The organism is Burkholderia sp. JPY481 (genome assembly GCF_038900515.1).
GTDB classification, from domain to species: Bacteria; Pseudomonadota; Gammaproteobacteria; order Burkholderiales; family Burkholderiaceae; genus Paraburkholderia; species Paraburkholderia youngii.
Genome location: NZ_JAYMRT010000011.1, coordinates 100,996 through 123,145, shown reverse-complemented (window position 1 = coordinate 123,145; position 22,150 = coordinate 100,996). Strand labels below are relative to the sequence as shown.

Genomic DNA, 22,150 nt, shown 5'->3' with positions numbered 1-22,150 from the left:
GCAATATCAAGTTGAGGTGTCGCCTCCACCGTCGCTGAGATGCTTAAACTCCCAAAATAAGACGACGGAACAGCAAGCCAAAGTTAGAAAATAAATAGGAAATAGTTCCTGCAATCCATCTGGATTGCCCGCGAGCACCGCCAAACCTACAGCCACCCCAATATAAATCACCGATAGCACTGCGCACACAACGAAGAAGCGCTTCCATAGTTGCCCACTATCGAGTCTTGGCTTTCCAGAAATTGCTTGTTTCTCGTTATACGTTTCGAAAACAAACAGAGCAACAAACGTTATGGCGACAAGTATCGCCTTTACGAGCGCTGCATTCCAGCTCTCTCCCCGAAGTCGGGCCATTGCCACCAAAACAACCGCTATATGAAGAAAGAACAGCCCTCTCCGGCGGGTCCGTGGCACTGCGCGCCTAAATGCTTCCAGCATCGAACTCTTATCCATTCCTTATCCTTCATCTTGTCGCTGAGACCCCAGCCTCTTCAGCTTGAAGATGTCTCGGATCAACTTGAACGAGATCGCAATAAACAAGGTTACATAAAGAGGCATCCCAGCCAAAGCCGGCCTCCATCCTGCCCCCTGCACAATAGAGACCCCTAAAAAAGCCGCTACAATTCCCGCCAAGGATAGATACGCTTTTATGTACAATCGCAATAGCTTTCGCCATTCATTTTTCATCATTTCGATAACCTATTTTGAATGGCCGTCTGAATAGGACCTGCTGCGCCTTGAATTGCTTGATTCAAAACGCTGCCCAGTGGAGCAGGTAGGGCTGCTTTCGCCCCAGAACCCAGAGCCGAAGAAATTGTAGCTCCTGCTGCAGCGGCATCTGGGTTATTTCCTGTCATTCCGGCAACCCCAAAAGCGCCAACACCGCTCACTGCAGCGTTATAGCCATTCGCACCAATTTTTCCGAACCTTCCTAATCCAGCAATGGCAGCGCCACCTATCGCAAGTGGGGTACTCAGACCACCCACCATTCCAGCTAAATACGAGTTGGTGATGTTTGGTGCGTCGCTACCCGGCACATTCTTAAAGTTATAGTAACTTCCCGCGTAGTCAAATCCCCCCGCAAGAAGCGCCGCAGTTACCGCTTCCGGCCCAAGCGCAATGACCACAGCAGCGGGCACACCGTAAAGCGCACCTGTCTTCATATTGGCGGATGCCGTATCTGCATTGGCACCTTGCGCTTGAATCGCCGCATTCAGCGTTGCGTCACTGCACTGCGCTCCCGCTCCGCACGCCTGCGATACCAGGTCCTTTTTCTGATGGTTCATCTGGTTGTACAACTCGACCGCCGATCCAGTAGCCGCGCCCGCCGTACCGCCCACCAGCGCGCCACCTACACCCGCCGTCACATTCGCAGCGAGGTTGCCCAGCAGATCCGATCCAGTTTCAGATGCTACCCCCTTCGAAATGCCTTCCAGTTGGGGCGCAAATTTCGACGACAGGCCCGCCCCGGCAGCACCACCGATAGCCCCGAACGTGCTGCCGCCGCCGAGGCCACCAATCAGCGCGCCGCCGGCCGCGTGTAACAGCGCGCGATTGTCGCCACCCTCGGCCCATGCTGCGGCTGCGGCTGCGTCACCCGCGTCCTTTGCCGCTTGCTCTTTCGCTTCAGCATATGCGCCAATACCCAGCGCGACTACCTGGCCTGCCGCCTGCGCCGCCGCCATCGTGTCCGCCTGCTGGTTCAGGATGTCGTTCACGTCCGGCGTTTTCGAGACCGTCCCGTTGGTATCCGTCGTGTCGCGGCTGAGGCTCGCCACATCCTGCGTCTGCTTCGCGCCGTCCGTGATATTGATCGCACCCGCGCTCACAGCACTGCGCGTGGTGGCGCTTTCGTCGCCATTCTCGTTCTGCGAGATCATCGGCGTAACGCCGGGTGCGCCACTAACAGAACCCGGACCCGTCGCCTTGCCGGTGTTGCCTACGCCCACGCCCGCGCTGATACCGTTGCTCGACGCGCTGTAGTGCGACTGGTTCTCGATATCGCTGAACGTCAGCGTGCCCGTCGTCAGACTGTTCTTCGACGCATCGGCGTCGCTCGCAATCACCGCACCCTTCAGGTCCGTGTTGCCGTTGACGTTGATGTTGAAACCGCCATCACCCGCCTGGATACCCGCCTGCTCATTCACCTGGGCATAGCTCGAATCCCCGTGGCCATTCTGTGCGCTGAAACTCGCGCTGCCGCCGCCCTGGCTGACGCTGAAGCCGCCGCTGACACTGCTCTGATGCGCGGTGCTCACGGTCGTATCCTGCACGCTTTCAACGTTCAGGTTGCCGCCAACGTTGGCCGTGACCGCACCACCGCTCACATTCGAGCCGATGATGTTTGTATCGCCGCCGCTCACGATCGTGACGCTGTTCGCCCCGCTCACGTGCGAATTGTTCTGCATCGTTGCGTCGCTGTTCGCGTCGCCATGCGCATTTGACATCGACGCCGACACGCCGAAGCCCTGCGTGCCGTAGGACACGCCGACGCTCGCGCTGCTCGACTTGTTCGTGCTGGCGGTGATATCGGTATCGGTCGAATTGAGCAGATTGACCTGATTCCTGGCGGCCAGCACCACGTCATTCGCGCTCACGTTCGAACCGGCAATCGTGATGTTGCCCGAGCCCGCGGTTCCGTCACCCGTTGCAACAAACGTGGTCGTGCCACCTGCCTGGACTGTCGAGCCGGCATGCGTCGTCTGGTCCTCGTTGAACGTATTCCTGCTCTGACTGGAACCGAAACTCAGTTGCGCGCCGATGCTCGGCGCATTCGGACCCTTGGCGCCATCGGCCAGCGCCTTGGCCCCTGACACGGCCATGCCAGCGTTACCGCCCGCCGCGATGGCATGCAGCGCCGTTGCGCGCCCGTCGCTGTTGCCGCTCGCAAGGCTCTGCCCCTGCTGGACAGCGCTGTTGATCGCATCGCCCACGCTGCCGGACAGGCCCAGCGTGAAGCCGCTCTGCTTCATCTCCTGCGTTTCGTCGTGGTGTGACGTATTCGTCGCCGCGTCGATGATGACGTTGGCCGCCATGCCCGTGACGTCCTGGGCGGCCAGCACGGCACTGCCCGTGACATGCAGGTCGTTGCCCGCCGCCATCGTCACGCTGCCGTTCGTGCTGCCGACCAGACTGCCGTTGTTGGTGACGGTGCTGTCGTGCGTGGTGTCCTTCTGCTCGCGCGTGCCGTAGTTGATGCTCGCGCCGCCGCCACTCATCGCGCCGAAGCCCGAAGCCTGCTCCTCGTGAAGCGTGCTGCGCTCGCTCGTATCCTGGGTGGTCGTGATATTGAGGTCGTGGCCCGCCGCGAGCGTCATGTCGTTCGTTGACGCAACGGTGGACCCGTTGATGTTCAGGTCGTGCGCCGCACTGGCCGCCACGGTATCGCCCGATACGGTCGAACCGACCGATAGCACCGTATGCGAGGTGGACGTGTCGGTGATCTTGTTGCTCGACAGCGCATTCGAATGGTTCGTCTGCGACCAGTGATCCGCATCGTGAGTTTCCGTCACCGCGCCGACCGTGATATCGCCAGTCGATTGCAGGATGACACCGCCACGGGTCGCGCCGTTGACACCGCCCGTGCTCACCGATGAGCCGAGAACCGAGAGGTTGCCCGTTCCGCCCTGGCCCGCCGCCAGCGCAACGGTGCCGCCCGCGTTGATGCTGCTGCCCTGGGCGGTTTCGTCGTAGGTCGAATCCTTGTGGTGCGCGAGTTTGCCGCCCATCGACTGGCCGGTATACGTGGCGGTGTCCTTCGCCGCAGTCACCGTCAGGTCGCCACCCGCCACCATCGTCGCATCGCCGCCCGCCTGAACGTGCGCACCGGTCAGCGTCGCATTGTTGCCCGAGACGGTGGTGAGGTTACCGCCGGTCGTGATCGTGCTGCCAACGCTGGTTGTGGTGGTGCTGTGGTAGCCATTCAGGCCGTCAGTGGTTCCCGCATCCTGGGTGGCCGTAAGCGTCGTGGTGCCCACGTTGATATCGCGACCCGCCGCGATGGTCGCATCACCCCCGGTCTGGATCGCTGCGCCGCTCATGGTCACGTCCCGGCCCGCCATGACGGTCGCACTGTCCGATGCCGAAATCGTGCCCACCGACTGGACCGCCATGCCGGTTGCGCTCGAAGTGAAGCCGGCGTTGCCACCCGTTACCGCGGCCTGGGCGGTTGTGCTCTGGTTGACGATATCGCGGCCTGCGCTGACTACCGTATCGACGCCGCCAATGCGACCGCCGATGTTCGTCACATCCTGCACGGCGGCGACCGTCGTCGCGCCGCCGCTTCCGATCACGCCCCGGTTCACGATGTTGTTGCCGATGACCGTGGTCGCCACGTCACCTGCGACGTGGGCGCTGTTCGTCACATCGCCGGTCGCGTTCAGGTTCACGCGGTTACCGGCCACCAGCGCACCGCTGCCCTGAAGATCAACGGTGCTGGACTTCGCGAGATAAACCTGGGGTACCAGTACCGTCTGCTGCGAGCCGTCCGGCAGTGTGACGGTCTGGCTCACCAGCCACACCATGTCGGTGGTCAGCTGCGCCATCTGGGCAGCGGTCAGCCCGACGCCCACCGTGAGGTCAAACGCCTTCGCATACGACACGCCATTGTTCAGCAGCGCCGTGTATTCGTCCAGGTTGCTGGTGTAAGACCTGAGGAACGTGCGCCCGGTCAGTTGCGTGACCTGTTCCATCACCAGTTGCTGCTCATACATGCCGTCACCGAGACGCTTCTCGATCACCTGCGGATTCAGGCCGAGCTGGGCGAGCATGTAGTCGCTTGAAATGAACTTCGAATAGCTCGTCAGGCGCGGATCGGTGACGACGAGATAGGGCGCGCCGGGTGCGCTCTGAAACGTGTACAGCGCGCTGGCCGGAAGCTTCAGACCCGCACCGAGCGTCTGCGGGCGGTTACCCGAGGCGCTGGCACTACCCAGTTGGGTGCCGGTTGCGTCACCGCCGGACACGCCTGCGCCGGTAACAGTCTGCCCGACGCGATCCACCGAGCCGATGGTAATGTCCTGTGCGTCGGTCTGGACGGTCTGGTTGGCCGTCGCGATTGCAGGCAGCGAGGCAACCGTGGTGGACGGCAGCGGCACCGCGTCATCTTTGATATCAGTCTTCGTGTCGTTGCTGTCGCTGATTTTTGCGTGCCAGTAGTAGGTCGAGACATCTGTTTGCGTGCCGGTCTGCTGCAACAGGATGCCCGTATCGTTTACCGAGCCGCCCGTCGCGCGGCGCACGAGGTCCCCGCCTGCGGCCATCGTGGACGAGTCGTTGTTGATCGTGCCGCCGTCCGCGTTGACGCGGATCGAACCCTGCGCCTGGATCGTCGCCGCCGTGCCGGGGTTCAGAAGCTGGTCGGTCACGGTGGTGATGGTGGAGGTGCGGCTCAGTTCAACGTAATCGTGGCTGTCGTCGCCAATCGACGTATTGATCCTGACCTGGTCCGGTGCGATGTTCTTCGCCGGATCGAAGTCCGGATAGAAAGCGATCGTGACCGTACCGTCGCTGTTCTGCGTCAGACTCTGGTAATACTGCACCGCATTATTGGTAATGGTGCGGGTCTGCGGGTCCGCGACACAGTAGGTGGTCGGGCACACCCTGTAGGTATCCGTCAGTGGCGTAGTGAGCGAGAACGTCTGGCTGGTAGCGTCGATGCTGGTCACCTGCGAAGCAGGCAACGTCACGACCAGTGGCTTGGCCAGCTTGCCGATGACCTGCCCACCGATGGCCCCTGTGCCGCTGAAAATCCACTGCTCATAGATCGCGCTGTGGTAGCTGGCGACCTCGTCAACCGGCATGCCCATCGTCCACAGCGTCAGCGTTGGCCCCTCGGTCGTGACAGGCGTCCCGGCTTCAGTCTGAACGCCCGTGCGCTGGTTCGTGAGCGTGTGCGCGGCCACGTCGATATCGCCCGCCGCCTGGATGCTGGCCGCGCTGTTCGTGATGATGCCGGTCTGGTTCGCGAGCAGACCCGTGGAGTCGCGCGCATTGTCGCGCGCCAGTTCCAGGTTCCCGCCGCTGTAGATCAGGGCGCCGTCCGCGTTCGTCAGCGAACTGCCCGCGTAGACTCCAAGGAACGATGCCCCCGCGATAACCGCCTGCGCGCCCTCATTGGTCACGTCGGTGGCGTTGACGATGACGCTGTTCCCAATCACCGCGCCCGTGTTGTTCAGGCTCGCGCTGTTTGTCGTGACCGCATCGCCCTCGATCGTGCCTGCGTTCGCGATGTCGCCGGTGGCATTGACGGTGGTCGCCGCCGAATTCATGTCCGCGCCGGCCGCATTAACGACATTGGCCGCGCTCACCGTCAGCGCGTTGCCTGCTTCCAGTGCAGCGGTGTTCGTGAACGTGCCGCCAACACCGAGTGCCAGGTTGTTGTCCGCATGCAGGGAGGTTGCGGCATTGCTCGCGAAGTCGCCTTCGAGGGCCAGCGTGAGGTCACGGCCCGCCGTCATCCCGCCGTCGCCCGCGAGCGTACCGCTCATGCCGATGTCGCGATTGGCGCGCACCGCGCCGCCTGCGTTCGACATGGACGCCACCCGCAGCGACACGTCCTGCGCGCTCTCGATGGCGCCGCCATCATTGATGAGCGTCGCGGCGGGCTGGTTCAGGTTCAGCGCCGTGCCGCCATAGAGCGTGCCAGCCGTGTTATCGACCGTATCCGTGATGGCAAGCGTGGCGGCGCCGCCCGCCACCAGCTGCCCGCCTGAGCGGTTCACGAGGTTCTGCGCGTTAGCCTGTACATCGCCGTTACCGCCCAGCCCGCCCGCGGTGTTCGTGATCGTGCCGGCAGCGCTGAGAGTGGTCTGTCCGGTTCCCGCGTTCGTGATCGAGCCGGACGTGTTGTCAATGTCCGAACCCGCAACGGCGAGCGTCCCGGCCGCGCCGTTCGCGGCAATCACACCGCCCGCGTTGATGATCCTGCCGCACGCGTCGAGCGTCAGGTCTGCACCGCTCTGTGCCGAGCCGCCCGAGTTGTCGAAATCGCCCTGGGTGGAAACCGTGAGGCCCGCGTCGCCGTAAATCTGCCCGGCGTCGCGGTTGACGATGCCGCTGGCGGCGGCGATGCTCGCGGCCTGCTGCGCGGCGAGCCTGCCACCCGTATTGTCGAGCGAGGCCGCTGCGGTCTGCAGCGCGCCGTTCGTCGCAATCTGGCCGCCAACGTTGGAGAGTGCGCCTGCCGAACTCACGGCCAGCGTGCCTGTACCCGCGTGCGCAACCTTGCCGCTGTCGTTCGTGATCGACTGCGCGCTCACCGTGAGGTGCTGCGCGTTGGAGGCAATCGTGCCGCCCGTGTTATCCAGCGCGCCGCCCACGGTGATTGTCTGGTCAGTGGCACCCGTCTGCTGGATCGTGCCGTCACGGTTGATGAGCGCACCCGTGCTCGATACGCGCAACTGGTCGCCGTCGATCAGGCCCGAGGTGTTGTCGATGGATGCCCCGGACACCGCGATATCCGTCGCAGAGAGTTGCCCCTGCACGTTGGAGAGCGCACCCGTCGCCGTGGCATTGAGCGAACCGCCGGTCGTCACCGTTGCGCCTGATGTGTTCAGGTCGCCGCCCGTTGCCGTCAACGCAATGTCGTCGTTTGCTAGCGTGCTGCTACCGGCGAGATTGAGTGACGCCCCCTGAAGCGATGCGCGGCCACCCGCGAGGTTCTGGCCGGTCGCGGACAGGATACCGGATGCGCTCAGGTTCAGATCGCCGCTTTGACCGGCAATCCCGTCGGCGTTGATCCCGGCACCCAGCGTGCCGGTCGAGGTGAGGTTGCCCGCACTGAGGCTCAGGTTCTGCTGCGCGTAGGTCGAGCCGCTGTTCTGCACATCGCCCGCCGCTGACACCGCAAGATTGCCGCTCGCGGTTGTCTTGCCGGTGAGAACCAGCTTGCCCTGCGTCGTGAGCGTCAGGTCACCCGCCTGGGCGGCGATCGCGCCCGCATTGGACACCCCGACACCGTATTCATTGCTGGCCAGCACGATACGTTGCGCGTACATTCCGCCAAGCTGACTCACGTCGATCGACACACCTGGCGCGGCACCATCGCCTGCAATCGGGGTAGCGGCGAGCGTATCGTGATTGACCTGATTCGCGCCCGTAACGACGTTCAGGTTGTTCGCGTAAATGGCAGCGTTGGCCTGCACCGCGCGCGCGATGAGGTCCACCCGGTCGATATCCGGGTTATTGAGACCCGCGCCTTCGACTGTAATGAGGCCGCCAGTCACGTTTAAGCCGCTCAGGTTGCCGCCCGCATCGAGTATCGGTGTACCGGTGGTGAGAACGCCGCGCGTGGTATTGATGAAGCCGCCGCCGTCAACTATGATGCCCGATCCGTTTGAGATGACGACCTCGGCCTTGCTCCCGGCCACCTCAAGAAAGCCGCGCAGCTGACTGGGCGAATTGCTGTTGACCTGGTTGAGAATGATCCGCGCGGACTGGCCTGGCGAAAGATTCGCGTTACCGTTCACCTGGCCTGCGAGTTGTGTGTTCGTGATAGACGGCGAGTTATTGAGAATGGCGCCGTTTTTCTGTACGTCGAACTGTCCGTATGTATTGACGGATACACCAGCGGAAGACGGACGGTTGATGTCTACCTGTGGCAGACCATTCTGCGTCTGGATGACATTCGGCGCGTGCGCGCCCGATGGCACGATCTGCGCATCCGAGAGAGCGGGAGCGAATCCGGCGAGCACCAGCACCGCGAAGGCCGCGTGACGCATCGCGAACAGCGTGAGGGATGGCAGCGCGACCGCTGCGTCGGCCTCACCGGAACGGGCATTCCCATGTCCGCTTGCAGTCTCCGCAACGGCGACGAGCATACCCCGAAGCTTGCTGAACACAAGCCGATAACAACGGTTATTCATTGCCTATACCTGTGATCCCCGATGAAGCCCTGCGCAATGCAACGCCATCAAAAGGTTATCAAGGAGAGCAAATGAAGACTACGAGACAATTCTGAACTATTCTGAATTTGTCGATATTTAACGATCGCAGTTGTCTACCGCTTTTCCAGTGATTCCAACGCCTCATCAAATCCACGACTTTGTAGGCTTTTCTTGACTGTCGTTCACGGCACTCGCCATTTGCATTGAAGCGATCGAAAGCGGCCGCGGCCCGCGACGACGCGCTTGCCGTCGTTTCCCTATAATCGAAGGTCTTTCCCTCGCAGCGGGTTTGTGCGCTTCACCATAGGAGAGCAACACGATGGATTATGTGAAACTCGGCCGCACCGGCCTCGATGTATCGCGTCTCTGTCTCGGCTGTATGAGTTATGGCGTGCCCTCGCGCGGCACGCATACCTGGACGCTCGACGACGAAGCCGCGCGGCCATTCATCAAGCAGGCACTCGATCACGGCATCAACTTCTTCGATACCGCCAACGTCTACTCGGACGGCACCAGCGAGGAAATCGTCGGCCGTGCGCTGAAGGACTTTGCGAAACGCGATGAGATCGTGCTCGCCACCAAGGTCAATAGCCGCATGCATCCGGGTCCGAACGGCGCGGGGCTATCGCGCAAGGCGATCATGGCGGAGATCGATCACAGCCTGCGGCGGCTCGGTACCGACTATGTCGACCTGTATCAGATTCATCGCTGGGACTACGGTACGCCGATCGAAGAAACGATGGAAGCGCTGCACGACGTCGTGAAGGCCGGCAAGGCGCGCTATATCGGCGCGTCGTCGATGTACGCATGGCAGTTTGCCAAGGCGCTGCAGGTGGCCGAGCGCAATGGCTGGACCCGCTTCGTGACGATGCAGAACTACGTGAATCTGCTGTATCGCGAGGAAGAGCGCGAAATGCTGCCGCTGTGCGAGAGCGAAGGCATCGGCGTGATTCCGTGGAGCCCGCTTGCACGCGGACGCTTGACGCGCGACTGGGACACCGAGAGCGCACGCTCGGAAACCGACGAGTTCGGCCGCACGCTGTACGCGCAGACGCAGGAAGCGGATCGGCGTATCGTCGAGCGGGTCAGCGAGATCGCGAAAGAGCGCGGCGTGCCGCGCGCGCAGGTTGCGCTAGCGTGGGTGCTGCAGAAGAAGCCGATTACCGCGCCGATCGTCGGTGCGACCAAGCTGCATCATCTCGACGATGCGGTCGCGGCGCTGTCGTTGAAGCTCAGCGGCGAAGAGATTCAGCGGCTCGAAGAACTGTATGTGCCGCATGCGGTGGCAGGGTTCAAATAAGCGCTTCGACGCATACAGGAGCCCAATTTGCACAGCCGGAACGGCCTGCGATCGCAGCGCAGGCCGTTTCGCCTCCTCTTCGTCAATTCAATTACGCGGCACGTCAGGTTCGAAGAACACCCAGCGCACCTGAGGAAACGCGGCCTGCAAGTCGGCCTCGATAACATTGATCGCATCGACCATCGCGCGGCCGCTCGCATAGTCGATCATTTCCGCCTGCACCGCCACCACCACGTGACGTCCCCACTGCAGCGTGATCATATTGATGACGCTGCGAATCTCCGGACGCGCGCGCAGATGCGCGTCGATGGCGCTGCGCACTTCCGGGCTCGCCGACTCGCCGACGATCATCGACTTCACTTCACGCGCGACGAGCCACGCGATCGTCATCAGCAAGAGACCGACTCCGACCGAGCCGAGCGCGTCATACACGGGGTTGCCGGTCATCATCGTCAATAGCACCGCGACGAAGGCGATCGCGAGACCGAAGAGCGCGGCGATATCTTCGCCGGCCACGACCAGCAGATCCGATTCGCGCGTCTCGCGAAACCACTGCCACAGGTTTTTATCCGGATACGTCTTGCGAATCTCCTTGATCGCACCCCACAGCGATAGCGCTTCGAGCACCACCGACACACCGAGCACCGCCAACGCGACGAACGCATACTGCAACGGCTCGCGCGCAATCAGCCGATGCACGCCCTCATACACCGAAAACGCGCCGCCGACGAAAAACAGCAGCAACGCAACCAGCAGCGAATAGAAGTTGATTTCGCGGCCGCTGCCCATCGGATGCAAAGGGCTCACCGGCTTGCGCGCCTCGCGCAGCCCGAAAAGCAGCAGCAGTTGATTGCCGCAGTCGGCGGTGGAGTGAATCGCTTCGGCGAACATTGAGCCGGAGCCGGTGAACGACGCCGCGGCGAACTTGCAGACGGCGATGCCGAGGTTGGCGGCGAGTGCGTAGAAAATGGCTTTCGGCGATTCTTCTTTCATCTGCGGGCGGACGTCCGTGAAGGTGCTGGGTATTGTCGGGTATTGCACGACCGAAACGATCGGCAAGCACTCGGTATTATGGACGACAACGACACGCCAGGCCGCAGGAATCGGACCCGACGCGTCGCCGTGCCGGCAGCACCCCAAGCGCCCTTTCCACCATTCGCGCGGCTCACGCCCGCTCGAGCGCGGCCATCTCCCGCACGACCACCAGCAGCACCGAAAGACTCGCGCCACCCGTCGCACGCAAATCGGTCAGCAAGCGCGTATAACGCTCGAGCTGCGCCGCGCGTTTCTCGCGCCACGTTTGCACCAGCGAATCGGGCGTCGACGCATCGGTCGCGCCAGCCAACGCGCTCGTGGTCAGCGCGCGCTTGAGGCGGGCGAGTTCGGCGAGCGCCGATGCGCGCGCGAGCATGTCCCAGTGCGTCGGCGCCGGCAACGAAGCGGCGCGCTCGCTGATCCAGCTGTAGTTCAGCAGCGTGCCGAGCGCGAAGTAGACGCCCGCGACCTGTTCCAGATTGCGCTCGCATGTCGACGCGACTTCGGCGATATCGAGCAGCGCGGCCGACACCTCGCCGCTCGCGATTCGCACCGCGAGATCGCTATCGACACCCGCATCGACGAACGCCCGCTGCCGCTCCGACAATGCTTCGAGATCCGCGGCCGGCAACAGCGCCGGCCATTGCGGCGCGAGACGCTGCGCGGCATCGCGACAGCGCGCGAGCAGGCCGCTCACGTCGCCGTTGGCCGCGCCCGTTTGCAGATGCCGCAGGAACCACAGCGCCGAACGTTCGACGAGCCGCGCGACCTCCGCGAACATGCGCGCCTGCACGTCGTCCGCGACGCGGTTGTCGAGCGCGTCGATGCTGCGCCAGATCTGATCGAGATCGAACACGTCGCGCGCCATGATGCACGCGCGCACGATGTCGCCGGGCTGCGCATCGGTCTCCTCCATCAGCCGATGCACGAACTCGCAGCCGACGCGATTCACGAGCGCATTGGTCAGATGCGTCGCGAGGATTTCACGGCGCAGCGGATGGCGCTGCATCGGCTCGCGGAAACGCTGCCGCAGCGGCTTCGGGAAGTACTCGATCAACATGTCGCTAACGAGCGGGTCCTCCGGCATCGACGATTCGAGCAGCGCGTCATAGAGCCACATCTTGCTGTACGCGAGCAGCACCGCGCGTTCGGGTGTCGTCAGTCCCTGCTTCGCGGCCGCGCGCTCGGCGACGTCTTCGTCGGTGGGCAGAAACTCGATCACGCGATTGAGCCGCCCAGCCTTCTCCAGATAGCGCATCAAACGGGTTTCGGCATCGAGCAGCTCGACGCCGAAGCGGCCCGCGATCGACAAAGCCTGGGTCTGATAGTAGTTGTCCGTCAGCACCAACAGACCGACTTCATCGGTCATTTCCGCAAGCAGCGCATTGCGCTGCTTCTCCGTCATCTCACCATCGGCGACGACGAGACCCAGCAGAATCTTGATGTTGACCTCGTGATCCGAGCAATCGACGCCGGCGGAATTATCGATCGCATCGGTATTGATGCGGCCGCCGTGCTGCGCGAACTCGATGCGGCCGAGTTGCGTCAAGCCGAGATTGCCGCCCTCGGCCACCACCTTGCAGCGCAGGTCGGCACCGTTCACGCGGATCGCATCGTTCGCACGATCGCCCGCCTGCTGGTTGGTCTCGCGGCTCGCCTTCACGTAGGTGCCGATGCCGCCGTTATAAAGCAGATCGACCGGCGCCTGCAGAATCACCCGCATCAGCTCGGCCGGCGACAGCGCCGCCGCGCTGGTGCCGAGCGCCGCCTGCACCGCCGGCGACAGCGGAATCGTCTTCGCGCTGCGCGGGAACACGCCGCCGCCAGCCGAGATCAGCGACGGGTCGTAATCCGCCCAACTGGAGCGGTCGAGCATGAAGAGCCGCGCGCGCTCCGCCATGCTCGCGGCGGGATCGGGATTCGGATCGAGGAAGATATGGCGGTGATCGAACGCGGCGAGCAGCTTGATATGCGGAGACAGCAGCATGCCGTTGCCGAACACGTCGCCCGACATGTCGCCGACACCGACCACCGTGAAGTCCTGGCTCTGCGTGTCGATGCCCATTTCGCGGAAGTGCCGCTTGACCGACTCCCACGCGCCGCGCGCGGTGATGCCCATTTTCTTGTGGTCATAGCCGACCGAGCCGCCCGACGCGAACGCGTCGTCGAGCCAGAAACCGTATTCCTGCGAGATTGCATTCGCGTAATCGGAGAACGTGGCCGTGCCCTTGTCGGCGGCGACGACCAGATACGGGTCGTCGGGGTCGTGCCGCACCACGTCGGGCGGCGGCACGACGTCGGTGCCCGCCAGGTTGTCGGTTACGTCGAGCAAGCCGCGCAGGAAGGTCTGATAGCACGTCACACCTTCGCGCATCCACGCATCGCGCTCGCTCTGCGGCGGCGGATTCTTGACGACGAAGCCGCCCTTCGAGCCCACCGGTACGATCACGACGTTCTTCACCATCTGCGCCTTCATCAGGCCGAGCACTTCCGTGCGGAAATCCTCGCGCCGATCCGACCAGCGCAGGCCGCCGCGCGCGACGCGCCCACCTCGCAGATGCACGCCCTCGACGCGCGGCGAATAGACCCAGATCTCGAACATCGGCTTCGGTTCGGGCAGGCCGGGCACCTGCGCGGGATCGAACTTGAACGACAGGTACGGCTTCGATTGCCCCTGAGCGTCATGGCGGTAGTAGTTGGTGCGCTTGGTCGCCTTGATCACGCCGAGGAACTGCCGCAGGATGCGGTCTTCGTCGAGATTCGGCACCTGGTCGAGTGCGCTGTCGATCGATTCCAGACAGGCGTTGACGCGGGCCTCGCGTACCGCGCCGAGCGCCGGATCGAAGCGCGCGACGAACAGGTCGACGAGCATGCGCGCAATCGCCGGATTGCCGGTCACCGCGCGTTCGATATACGCGTCGCTGAACGTCGATCCGACCTGGCGCAAGTACTTCGCGTACGCGCGCAGGATCGTCACCTCGCGCGCATTGAGCTGCGCGCGCAGCACGAGGCGGTTGAAGTCGTCGCTTTCGATCGTGCCGGTCCACACCTGCTCGAACGCCTGCTCGAACAGATCCTTGACCCGCTCGATGTCAAACTCGGTATCGTCCGCGAGTTCGAGGCCGAAGTCGTGGATCCACGCGGGCATCGCACCCGGCGCCTCGATCAGATAAGGCCGCTCCTCGTCGACGCGCACGCCCAGATGTTCGAGCATCGGCAAGCTGCGCGACAGCGCGATCGGCATGCCCGCGCGATACACCTTGAAGCGGAACGCCCGCGGTCCCGATTCGATCGGCCGGTAGAGGTTCATTGCGAGCCGCTCGCTGCCTTGCACGCGCTCGATCAGTTCGATATCGCGCACCGCCGTACGCGCCGGATAGTCGTCGCGATAGCCGGCCGGAAACGAATCGGCGTAGTGCTGCAGCAAACGGTTGCCCTGCTCTTCGCCGTACGCGTCGAGCAATGCGTCGGCCAGATCGTCCTGCCAGCGCCGCGCGACCTGCACGAGGCGCGCTTCGAGCTCGCGCGTATCGACGCTCGGCATGCCACCGGCTTTGGCATGGACGACGAAATGAATTCGCGCGAGCGTCGACTCCGACAGCAGCGGCGTGAATTCGACGTTCTCACCATTGAATGCGTCGGCGAGCAGGTTCGCGATGCGTTGCCGCAGATCGGTGTTGTACTTGTCGCGCGATACGAACACGAGGCACGACACGAAGCGATCGAAGCGATCGCGCCGCACGAACAGCCGCGTGCGCTGATGCTCCTGCAAACGCAGCACGCCGAGGGTGGTGTCGTATAACTGGTCTTCGTCGGCCTGGAACAATTCGTCGCGCGGATAGGTTTCCAGCACCGTGACCAGCGATTTCGCCAGATGACCTTTCGGCAGGAATGCGGCACGTCTGACGATATTCGCGCATTTGCGCCGCACGATCGGAATCTCAGCGGCCGACACGAAATAAGCGGTCGACGTATACAGGCCGATGAAGCGCCGCTCGCCCGTCACCTTGCCATCGGCGCCGCTCAGCTTGATGCCGACATAGTCGAGATAGCCCGGCCGGTGCACCGTGGCGCGCGAATTGGCCTTGGTGAGGAAGATTGGCGACGAGCCGGAGATGATCTCCGCAGCCGCCGGCGGCAACGGCGTAACTTCCGGCGCGCCGCCCGCCCCCTGTGCATCGCGCAGAATGCCGAGACCGGAGCCCGCCACCGCCCGCAAACCATAGCCGCCATCAAGCTGCACCAGTTCGTAATCGCGCTGGCCGAGGAACGTGAAATGATCGGCGACCATCCATTCGACGAACGCACGCGCTTCGACGCCCTCGGGACCGGTCTCGCGCGCCTTCATATCCTGAATCGTCTGCTTCGCGCGTTCGATGATCTTCGGCCAATCTTCGACCGCCGCGCGCACGTCGCCGAGCACGCGGGCGATATCGTCGCGCAACGCATCGAGTTTTGCGGCATCGCCACAACGATCGACTTCGAAATGGATGCACGAGGTCAGATGCGAGCGCGTATCGCCGGCTTCTTCGGCGCCCTGGCTCACGCGCGCGATGCTGCCGTCCGCCGCGCGCCAGATCCGAAACACCGGATGCACGACCGAATGCAGCGCGAGCCGATGGCGGTTGACCGTCATCGAGACCGAATCGACGAGGAACGGCATGTCGTCGTTGACGATCTCGATCACCGTGTGATCGGAGTGCCAGCCATGCTGTTCGAGGATCGGGTTGTATACGCGCAGCCGTTGCTCGCCCGGCACGAAGCGCTGCGCGGTCTGCCAGTGGGCGAGCGCCGCGCCGTACAGATCGGCGATCGAGCGGCTTTGCAGATCGCCTGCGTCGACGAAATCGTAGTAATGCCGCAGGAAGGGTTCGACGATATTGAAGGTCGGTTCCGGCAACCGCCCCCGCGCAAATTCGACGACATCGTTCAGCAGGTGCGTGACGGCTTCTTCGTTCTTTGCTTGCATGATCGACTCCCCTGGCTGGCGGCAATGGTGAGTATCGCGTGATTCGCAGGCAACGTCTGACTTGGAATTATGCGCCTGCCGTGTGCGATGCGTCCGTTTCGCGAAGTCAGGTAATACCCGCTGACGGGTCGTCGAAGAATCGTCACAGTTGGGTTGGAAAGGGTCGCGTCGCTGCGGCGCGGCAATGCCTTGCGCGGCTCAACGCGCGGACCTGGCCGGTGCGGGTCCCGGCGCCGCCGCATCGCCGTCTTCGGCGCGCCGAGTGAGCCACGCGCGAATCTGCGCGGCGGTCCACGCGGGATCGTCATGCGGCACATCGTGGCCGGCCCACGGATGCTCGCGATGCGGCGCGCCCCACGCCGCCGCGAGCTTCGCCGAACAGACCGGGTTGACGAGCCCATCGGCCGCCGACGACAAAATCAGCAGTGCACCCCCCGGCGCGGCGGGCGCCGCGCTAAAGCGGGCGGCCGCCCACAATTGCCGCAGCGCATTCGCGCGGCTCACCGGTGCGCTGCGGCGGATCGTGGTCCAAGCGGCGAGATCCGCGCCCAAGGTGTCGAGGTTGTTGCACGTGAGGCGATGGATGCCGCTCTCGGCATCGGCCGCATCGCTCCAGTGGGCGGCGACGCCGAGCAGACCCAGCCACGCCGACGGCCGCAGCCGCTCATGCATGCGGCTGAATGGCCGCATGCTCGTATTGATCAGCACCAGCCGTTCGATTTCGCCGGGATGACGCTGCGCCCAGTCGGTCGCGACCATGCCGCCGAGCGACATCGCGATCACGTTGTAGGGGCCCGGCACGCCCGTTTCGCGCGCCGCCTGCCGCACGAAGGCGACGATGCCCGTGACGCTCGCGGGCGCGCGCCGCCGCACGTATTCACCGTTGCCGGGCAGATCGAGCAGCAGCAAACGGACGCCGGTCGCGGTCGTTGCGGTGGAAGTCGCGGTTGTCGTCGGATCGGACAGGCTATCGTCCGGGATCTGGCTCAGGGTTTCGCGCAACGTCGCCGGCAGGCGCCCCCAATGCCGCGTTTCGCGCGTCAGTCCGCGCAGCAGGATCCATGTGCTCATTCGCGATCCGGCCTGTACCAGTGGTCGAGCGCGCTTTGCAGCAACCGCTCGCGCTGGTTGCCTTGCGGCAGCCAGCGCTGCGACGAAAACGCCGCGCGCGCGAGGAAGTCGAACAGGTTCGCGTGCCGCCGCAGCACGCGCGCGGTGCGATGCTCCATGACCGGATTGAACATACCCTGCCGCGAAAACAACTGGCGCGGGTTTTTCTTGATCCACAGCCACGAACCGAGTTCGAGCGTCATCGGCAGGAAGATGTTCGGCACCGGCGTACGGTCGTACGCGTAGTCCCACAGATCGCCGTGCAGCAGATACTGATGGCTTTGCGGCTCGAAGGTGTAGCCGTGATGCGGATGCGCGTGTTCGAACATGCTCTTCAGCATGTACATTTCGGGCAGATGCGGCATCTGCTGGCGGGTTCGCGCGTACGGAAACCAGATGCTGTCGCTCCAGCCGTAGCCGGAATGGCAATCGAGCGCGATGCTCAGCGGCCGCGCGGCGAGTTGCGTTTCCACTACTTGCAGCAGCGCGGCCGCCTCGACTTCCATCGGCTCGCCCGCGCGGCCGCGATACCAGGGCAACCACGCGCCGACACGCTGGCCCCCCGCAAGCAGAGGCACACGAGCGTCGGCGTTTTGCGGTGCGTTGCGCATCAGGTCGACACCGCGCGGATTGGCGCGCGTCGCGGCCCACATGCCGCCGGGATTTGCGATCGGCAAGAAGATCAACCGGATGGACTGCAATTCACGCACCAGCAGTTCGTCCCATTCGAGCCGCGCGAGCAGCGAGCGCATATAGTCGAGCACGAGTTGCGAGCCGATTCGCTCGAGCCCGTGAATGCCGCCGAAAAAGCCAATGGCCGGCGCGAGCGGATCGGATGAACCGATGCTTGCGGTGTAGATGGAAAAGCGCCGGCCGCGTACTTCGGTTTCGCAGATCGCGCGGATTTCGAAGCTCGCCTTGCCCTGGTCGAGGATTGACTTGAGATCTTCATATTCGGCAAAACTGTCCGGAAGGAAGCTCAAAGGAGTCGGCATGACGGCGTGACCGGGGTGTCGGGATTTTTAAGGGCGGCCGGAAAAGACGCACTATAGCCTGGCTGTGTGTCATTAGGCGGGAGCGTCCAGCCGATCGGCAGTTGCGTAGGATCGAGGTGTAGCGCCGCGTCGATGCGTGGGCTGCGCCGCGGTTAAAGACAAGGAGATAAGCAGATGCAAACGCTTGACGCAGCTGACGCACCCCGTGAATTCGTAAACATCGACTCGCGCGTGCCGGGAAACGAAACTCGTTGGACTAACGCACAGTTAGCCAGACTCGGAAGCACGGAATTGACTGGACTTCCCGGAAAGCGCCGACAACGGCAGCGAGTTCTCTGGTCGTCTGCTGGACATGTGGGCGTACCACTACAAGGTACAGATCGACTTCAGCCGTGCAGCCAAACCGACGGATAACACAGCTTCATCCAAACGTTCAACGGCTCATTCCGGGACGAATGCCTGAACCTGCACTGGTTCGAATCTCTGACGGAAGAAACGCCAGACACTAACACATGCTACATGTCCCGAAAACCAAAGCGGTTCACCATCGTAGAATGCTCACATCATCTCCGAGTGACAGTCCTCAGATAGGCAACCCCGTACCGGCTCTGTAAGTGAGCCGGCGTGAGGGGAGATGGTCGGTCGCTTAGTTCTTGTCTTGGACCGAAAATTGAAACGGTATCTCTGACTGCGCAAATTTGAGCCGAAGTTGGTTTAGAGCCGGGACCGGGACAAAGCGCTGATTCTCAAACGTGTAGTACGACACTAACAATCCAACGCGGGATTCTTGTGCATCATCGAACAGGTAACTGTTCTTCGGAAAGGCAAGCTTACCGTCCTTCGTCGCCACTACAGCCAGACATGACGAAAGCAGACTTGGCAGATGCAAGAATGTCGGCTTACGAGCTAGAGGGTTCACCAAAAGGAATATCTGCTGGTGCCGGTCAGCTTCGCCTGAACCACTGCCGTACCCTTCCATACACAGAAGCGGAGGACGATTTCTCGTCCCTCCCGCCAAGAACACCTGAGCGTTGCCCGGATAAATGTCTATTGCATACTCATCCGGAAACGTCGTTGCGCGCGCAAAGCGATAGCTTTTGCCATTGACCGTTATGCGATTCTCTGCAACCTCGATTCGCACAGCCCTTCCGTCCAGAGTGGATCTCAGTTCCGTGTAACTCCCCCGCCCCCCGAGATCTGAATAAAGGTGGAGATGCCCGGCAGGTTGCTTGATCGGGGCACCAAACACCACGTCCGACTGGGCGGAATAGAACGCATCGTAACTGTCGTAAGATCGGACCGCATGCGCATTGCTCGACATGGCGGCCAGAGCCGCCATCAGCATCACGGTGGATTTCATCGGTATGCCTTTGCTCCGGTAGCTTTCAGGTAATCTGGGTTGTGCCGCCAAAATACGGTGCCACCGCGAGCGGCCGTCGAAACCCATACCGAATCGTAGCGGCCGCGTTCGCCGCCGTCGACGATTTGCCCAGTCTTCTTATTACGGACTCTCCAATACTTGATGACTTCGCGCCGCTTCTCTGGCACACCGAAAATATTGTCAGATGGGCAGCCCCATTTGAACCCGTCTAGCACCTTGGGACGGCTCGCGTACCTGGTCTTGAAGTCGAGCCCGTCCCACCAGAATGCACCGTTCGACGGGTCCGGTCCATCGTTGGCCAATGCCTTTTGAGCCCAATCGACAGCCAGCTTCATCCCAGGATTCGGTTCAATTTCACTGTCAGTGGCACGCATCAATTTGTTGAATCTAGCGTTGGAGCCATCCCATGCGTAGGAATAGTTCGGGTCTGCGGCGCGCAACTCGGACACCGTCTTTCCGCCCCATGCGCGACACCGATTTGCCACGGCAAACGCAATTCCTCCGATTTCATGCGGGTCGTTGGCCGTGGATGCCTCCCCGTAAGCGATCGCGGCAAGCAATCGTACCTCCTGGCTGATTGCGCCGCTCATCGCACATCCCCCTCACGCCACGCCACGAAGGTCAGATTCGGATGCCGCTTCAATGAGAACGCGCGCGTTCTCCCGCCTGCCAGCGTTGCGTCGTCGACAAGACATTGACCATCGCTCGATAGCCTATAGGTCATCCCTTCGACGGGAGCGTTGGTCTTCGCGTCAACAAGCTCGAAATATTGCTCGAGTTCCTCAAATTTCGGCGCTGCCTTGCGTCCTCGACAGTTGCACGCCCATGCATAACCCAGAGCTTCGGTCATGGCATAACCGGATTTCATTTTACGAACCTTGTCAAACGGAAAGAACTCGCCGGTTTCAGCGTTCAAGGCCCGTGCCAACGGCATCGGCGGGAAGTTTGAGTAGATCGAATAGGTGATACGGCAAAGGTCGCATTCTTCCTCCACTGTCCAATCCGTCCCACTGCTTTGCTGTTTCAGTTGCTCCATTACTCTCCTCAAGAGTTTTCAGGCGATACCTCGCGAATTAATCATCGAAGCGGAGCACGGTCAACCGCTTTAAATCGGGATAAGCCCGTTTTGACAACTATTTACGACTGTGTCGGATATCTCGATTTCTATTGCATATTCCTGCTGGCGGAGGATGAAAAATAGGCGGCCTGGAAACCCCCGATCAAAGGAGCCGACATGACGGCGCGACCCGTGTATCGGGAACATTAAGGACGACGGCAAACGACACAATGTTGCCTCTCCAAGTGTCAACACGCGCGAGCACGCCCGTCTGCACGCGAATCATGTCATCCGTATGTCACTCTCCGTTCAAATCATTGACTTCAAGCTGACTTAGTTCTGCCATCCTGACGACACATGACACCGCGGAAATTCGACACAGAAACATGTAGTCGTCTAGACGTTGCGATGCCTTCACTCAACCGTCACAGTCGCTTTCTAGAATGAGCCTCACACATGCCGGCAGTGTCCGGATGCATCGAGGGAATACAGATGGAAGCGATCCGGGAAGCTATTCGAATCGAACGTTTGAGCAAAACGTTCGGCAACGGCCGCAAAGCGCTCGACGAAATCGATCTGCGCGTCGCGCCCGGTGAAATGGTCGCGCTGATCGGCGCGTCGGGCTCGGGAAAATCGACGTTGCTGCGGCATATCGCGGGCTTTACCGCGTCGGACGCGCAGCCGTCGCAGATCGAGATTCTCGGCCGGCCGATCCAGCAGAACGGCCGCATCGTGCGTGAAGTGCGCAGCATTCGCCGCGACATCGGCTTCGTGTTCCAGCAGTTCAATCTGGTGAACCGGCTGTCGGTCGAAACCAACGTGCTGATCGGCGCGCTCGCGCGCCTGCCGTGGTGGCGGCGTCTCTCCGGCCGCTTCCCTCGTGCGGAGCGCGCGTTGTCGCTGGCCGCGCTGCACGAGGTCGGCATCGGCGAGCATGCGCGCGAGCGGGCGTCGAACCTGTCGGGCGGTCAGCAGCAACGGGCCGCGCTCGCGCGGGCGCTGGTGCAGCGCGCGCAAATCGTGCTCGCCGACGAGCCGATCGCGTCGCTCGATCCCGAGTCGTCGCGTCGCGTGATGGACATGCTGCAAGCGCTGAACGTCGAGCATCGGATCACGGTATTGGTGTCGCTGCACCAGGTCGACATCGCGATGCAGTACTGCCCGCGCACGGTCGCACTGCGTCGCGGCAAGGTGGTCTACGACGGCCCTTCCAATGCGCTCACGCCGGCGCGGCTAAAGAAACTCTACGGCGACGATGCGCGCGAACTGTTCGACGACGCGGCGCACGACGCCGACGACACTCATGACGCGCCCGACACCCCCGCCGCGCCCGCCGCGCCCGCGCGGCCGGACACCGGCCCCGCCGCCGCGCGCTACGCATTCGCGCTGAACGCCGCGCCGTCGAACTGAACCGCGCA

General features: G+C 62.6%; 11 protein-coding genes and 1 pseudogene. 3 read left to right on the top strand and 9 right to left on the bottom strand.

Translation table 11 applies throughout. From position 1 onward, the window contains the following. Positions 1-6: 6 nt before the first annotated feature. Together VSR82_RS24755 and VSR82_RS24750 are read right to left on the bottom strand one after the other, a co-directional pair. Complete coding sequence (locus tag VSR82_RS24755; RefSeq protein ID WP_176379325.1) at positions 7-453, bottom strand: hypothetical protein; 447 nt, start codon at positions 451-453, stop codon at positions 7-9. A gap of 233 nt (positions 454-686) precedes the next feature. After that, complete coding sequence (locus tag VSR82_RS24750) at positions 687-8,864, bottom strand: hemagglutinin repeat-containing protein (RefSeq protein WP_429455810.1); 8,178 nt, start codon at positions 8,862-8,864, stop codon at positions 687-689. A gap of 340 nt (positions 8,865-9,204) precedes the next feature. On the opposite strand from VSR82_RS24750, the gene VSR82_RS24745 reads away from it, so the two are divergent. Beyond that, on the top strand, positions 9,205-10,185 hold the full coding sequence (locus VSR82_RS24745) for an aldo/keto reductase (protein WP_152851549.1): 981 nt from the start codon (positions 9,205-9,207) through the stop codon (positions 10,183-10,185). A gap of 87 nt (positions 10,186-10,272) precedes the next feature. Here the strand turns inward: VSR82_RS24745 and VSR82_RS24740 are convergent, their stop codons facing one another. The 4 genes from VSR82_RS24740 to VSR82_RS24725 all read right to left on the bottom strand — a co-directional run bounded on the left by VSR82_RS24740 (position 10,273) and on the right by VSR82_RS24725 (position 18,294). After that, positions 10,273-11,178, bottom strand: coding sequence for a cation diffusion facilitator family transporter (locus VSR82_RS24740; protein WP_368582321.1), 906 nt, complete (start codon positions 11,176-11,178; stop codon positions 10,273-10,275). A gap of 172 nt (positions 11,179-11,350) precedes the next feature. Then, positions 11,351-16,189, bottom strand: a complete 4,839-nt coding sequence (locus VSR82_RS24735; RefSeq protein ID WP_498858135.1) for an NAD-glutamate dehydrogenase — start codon at positions 16,187-16,189, stop codon at positions 11,351-11,353. Positions 16,190-16,387: 198 nt separating this feature from the next. Beyond that, positions 16,388-17,260 carry an alpha/beta fold hydrolase gene (locus VSR82_RS24730; protein ID WP_429455812.1) on the bottom strand — a complete coding sequence of 291 codons (873 nt, stop codon included), beginning with the start codon at positions 17,258-17,260 and terminating at the stop codon, positions 16,388-16,390. Beyond that, complete coding sequence (locus VSR82_RS24725) at positions 17,257-18,294, bottom strand: M14 family zinc carboxypeptidase (protein WP_368582318.1); 1,038 nt, start codon at positions 18,292-18,294, stop codon at positions 17,257-17,259. Before VSR82_RS24725 ends, VSR82_RS24730 begins: the two co-directional genes overlap by 4 nt. Before the next feature lie 313 nt (positions 18,295-18,607). Between VSR82_RS24725 and VSR82_RS24720 the strand changes: the two are divergent. Beyond that, positions 18,608-18,786, top strand: a pseudogene (locus VSR82_RS24720) (integrase core domain-containing protein); the annotation flags it as partial. A gap of 154 nt (positions 18,787-18,940) precedes the next feature. On the opposite strand, the gene VSR82_RS24715 reads toward VSR82_RS24720, so the two are convergent. Genes VSR82_RS24715 through VSR82_RS24705 form a run of 3 tightly spaced genes read right to left on the bottom strand, consistent with a single transcriptional unit; the run spans position 18,941 to position 20,711 of the window. Next, positions 18,941-19,654, bottom strand: coding sequence for a hypothetical protein (locus VSR82_RS24715; RefSeq protein WP_429455813.1), 714 nt, complete (start codon positions 19,652-19,654; stop codon positions 18,941-18,943). Continuing rightward, positions 19,651-20,265: a hypothetical protein gene (locus VSR82_RS24710; protein ID WP_429455814.1), complete on the bottom strand. Its 615-nt coding sequence runs from the start codon at positions 20,263-20,265 to the stop codon at positions 19,651-19,653. Before VSR82_RS24710 ends, VSR82_RS24715 begins: the two co-directional genes overlap by 4 nt. Beyond that, positions 20,262-20,711, bottom strand: a complete 450-nt coding sequence (locus VSR82_RS24705; RefSeq protein WP_429455815.1) for a hypothetical protein — start codon at positions 20,709-20,711, stop codon at positions 20,262-20,264. Before VSR82_RS24705 ends, VSR82_RS24710 begins: the two co-directional genes overlap by 4 nt. A gap of 513 nt (positions 20,712-21,224) precedes the next feature. On the opposite strand from VSR82_RS24705, the gene phnC reads away from it, so the two are divergent. Beyond that, positions 21,225-22,142: a phosphonate ABC transporter ATP-binding protein gene (gene phnC, locus VSR82_RS24700; RefSeq protein WP_429455816.1), complete on the top strand. Its 918-nt coding sequence runs from the start codon at positions 21,225-21,227 to the stop codon at positions 22,140-22,142. Positions 22,143-22,150 lie beyond the last annotated feature (8 nt).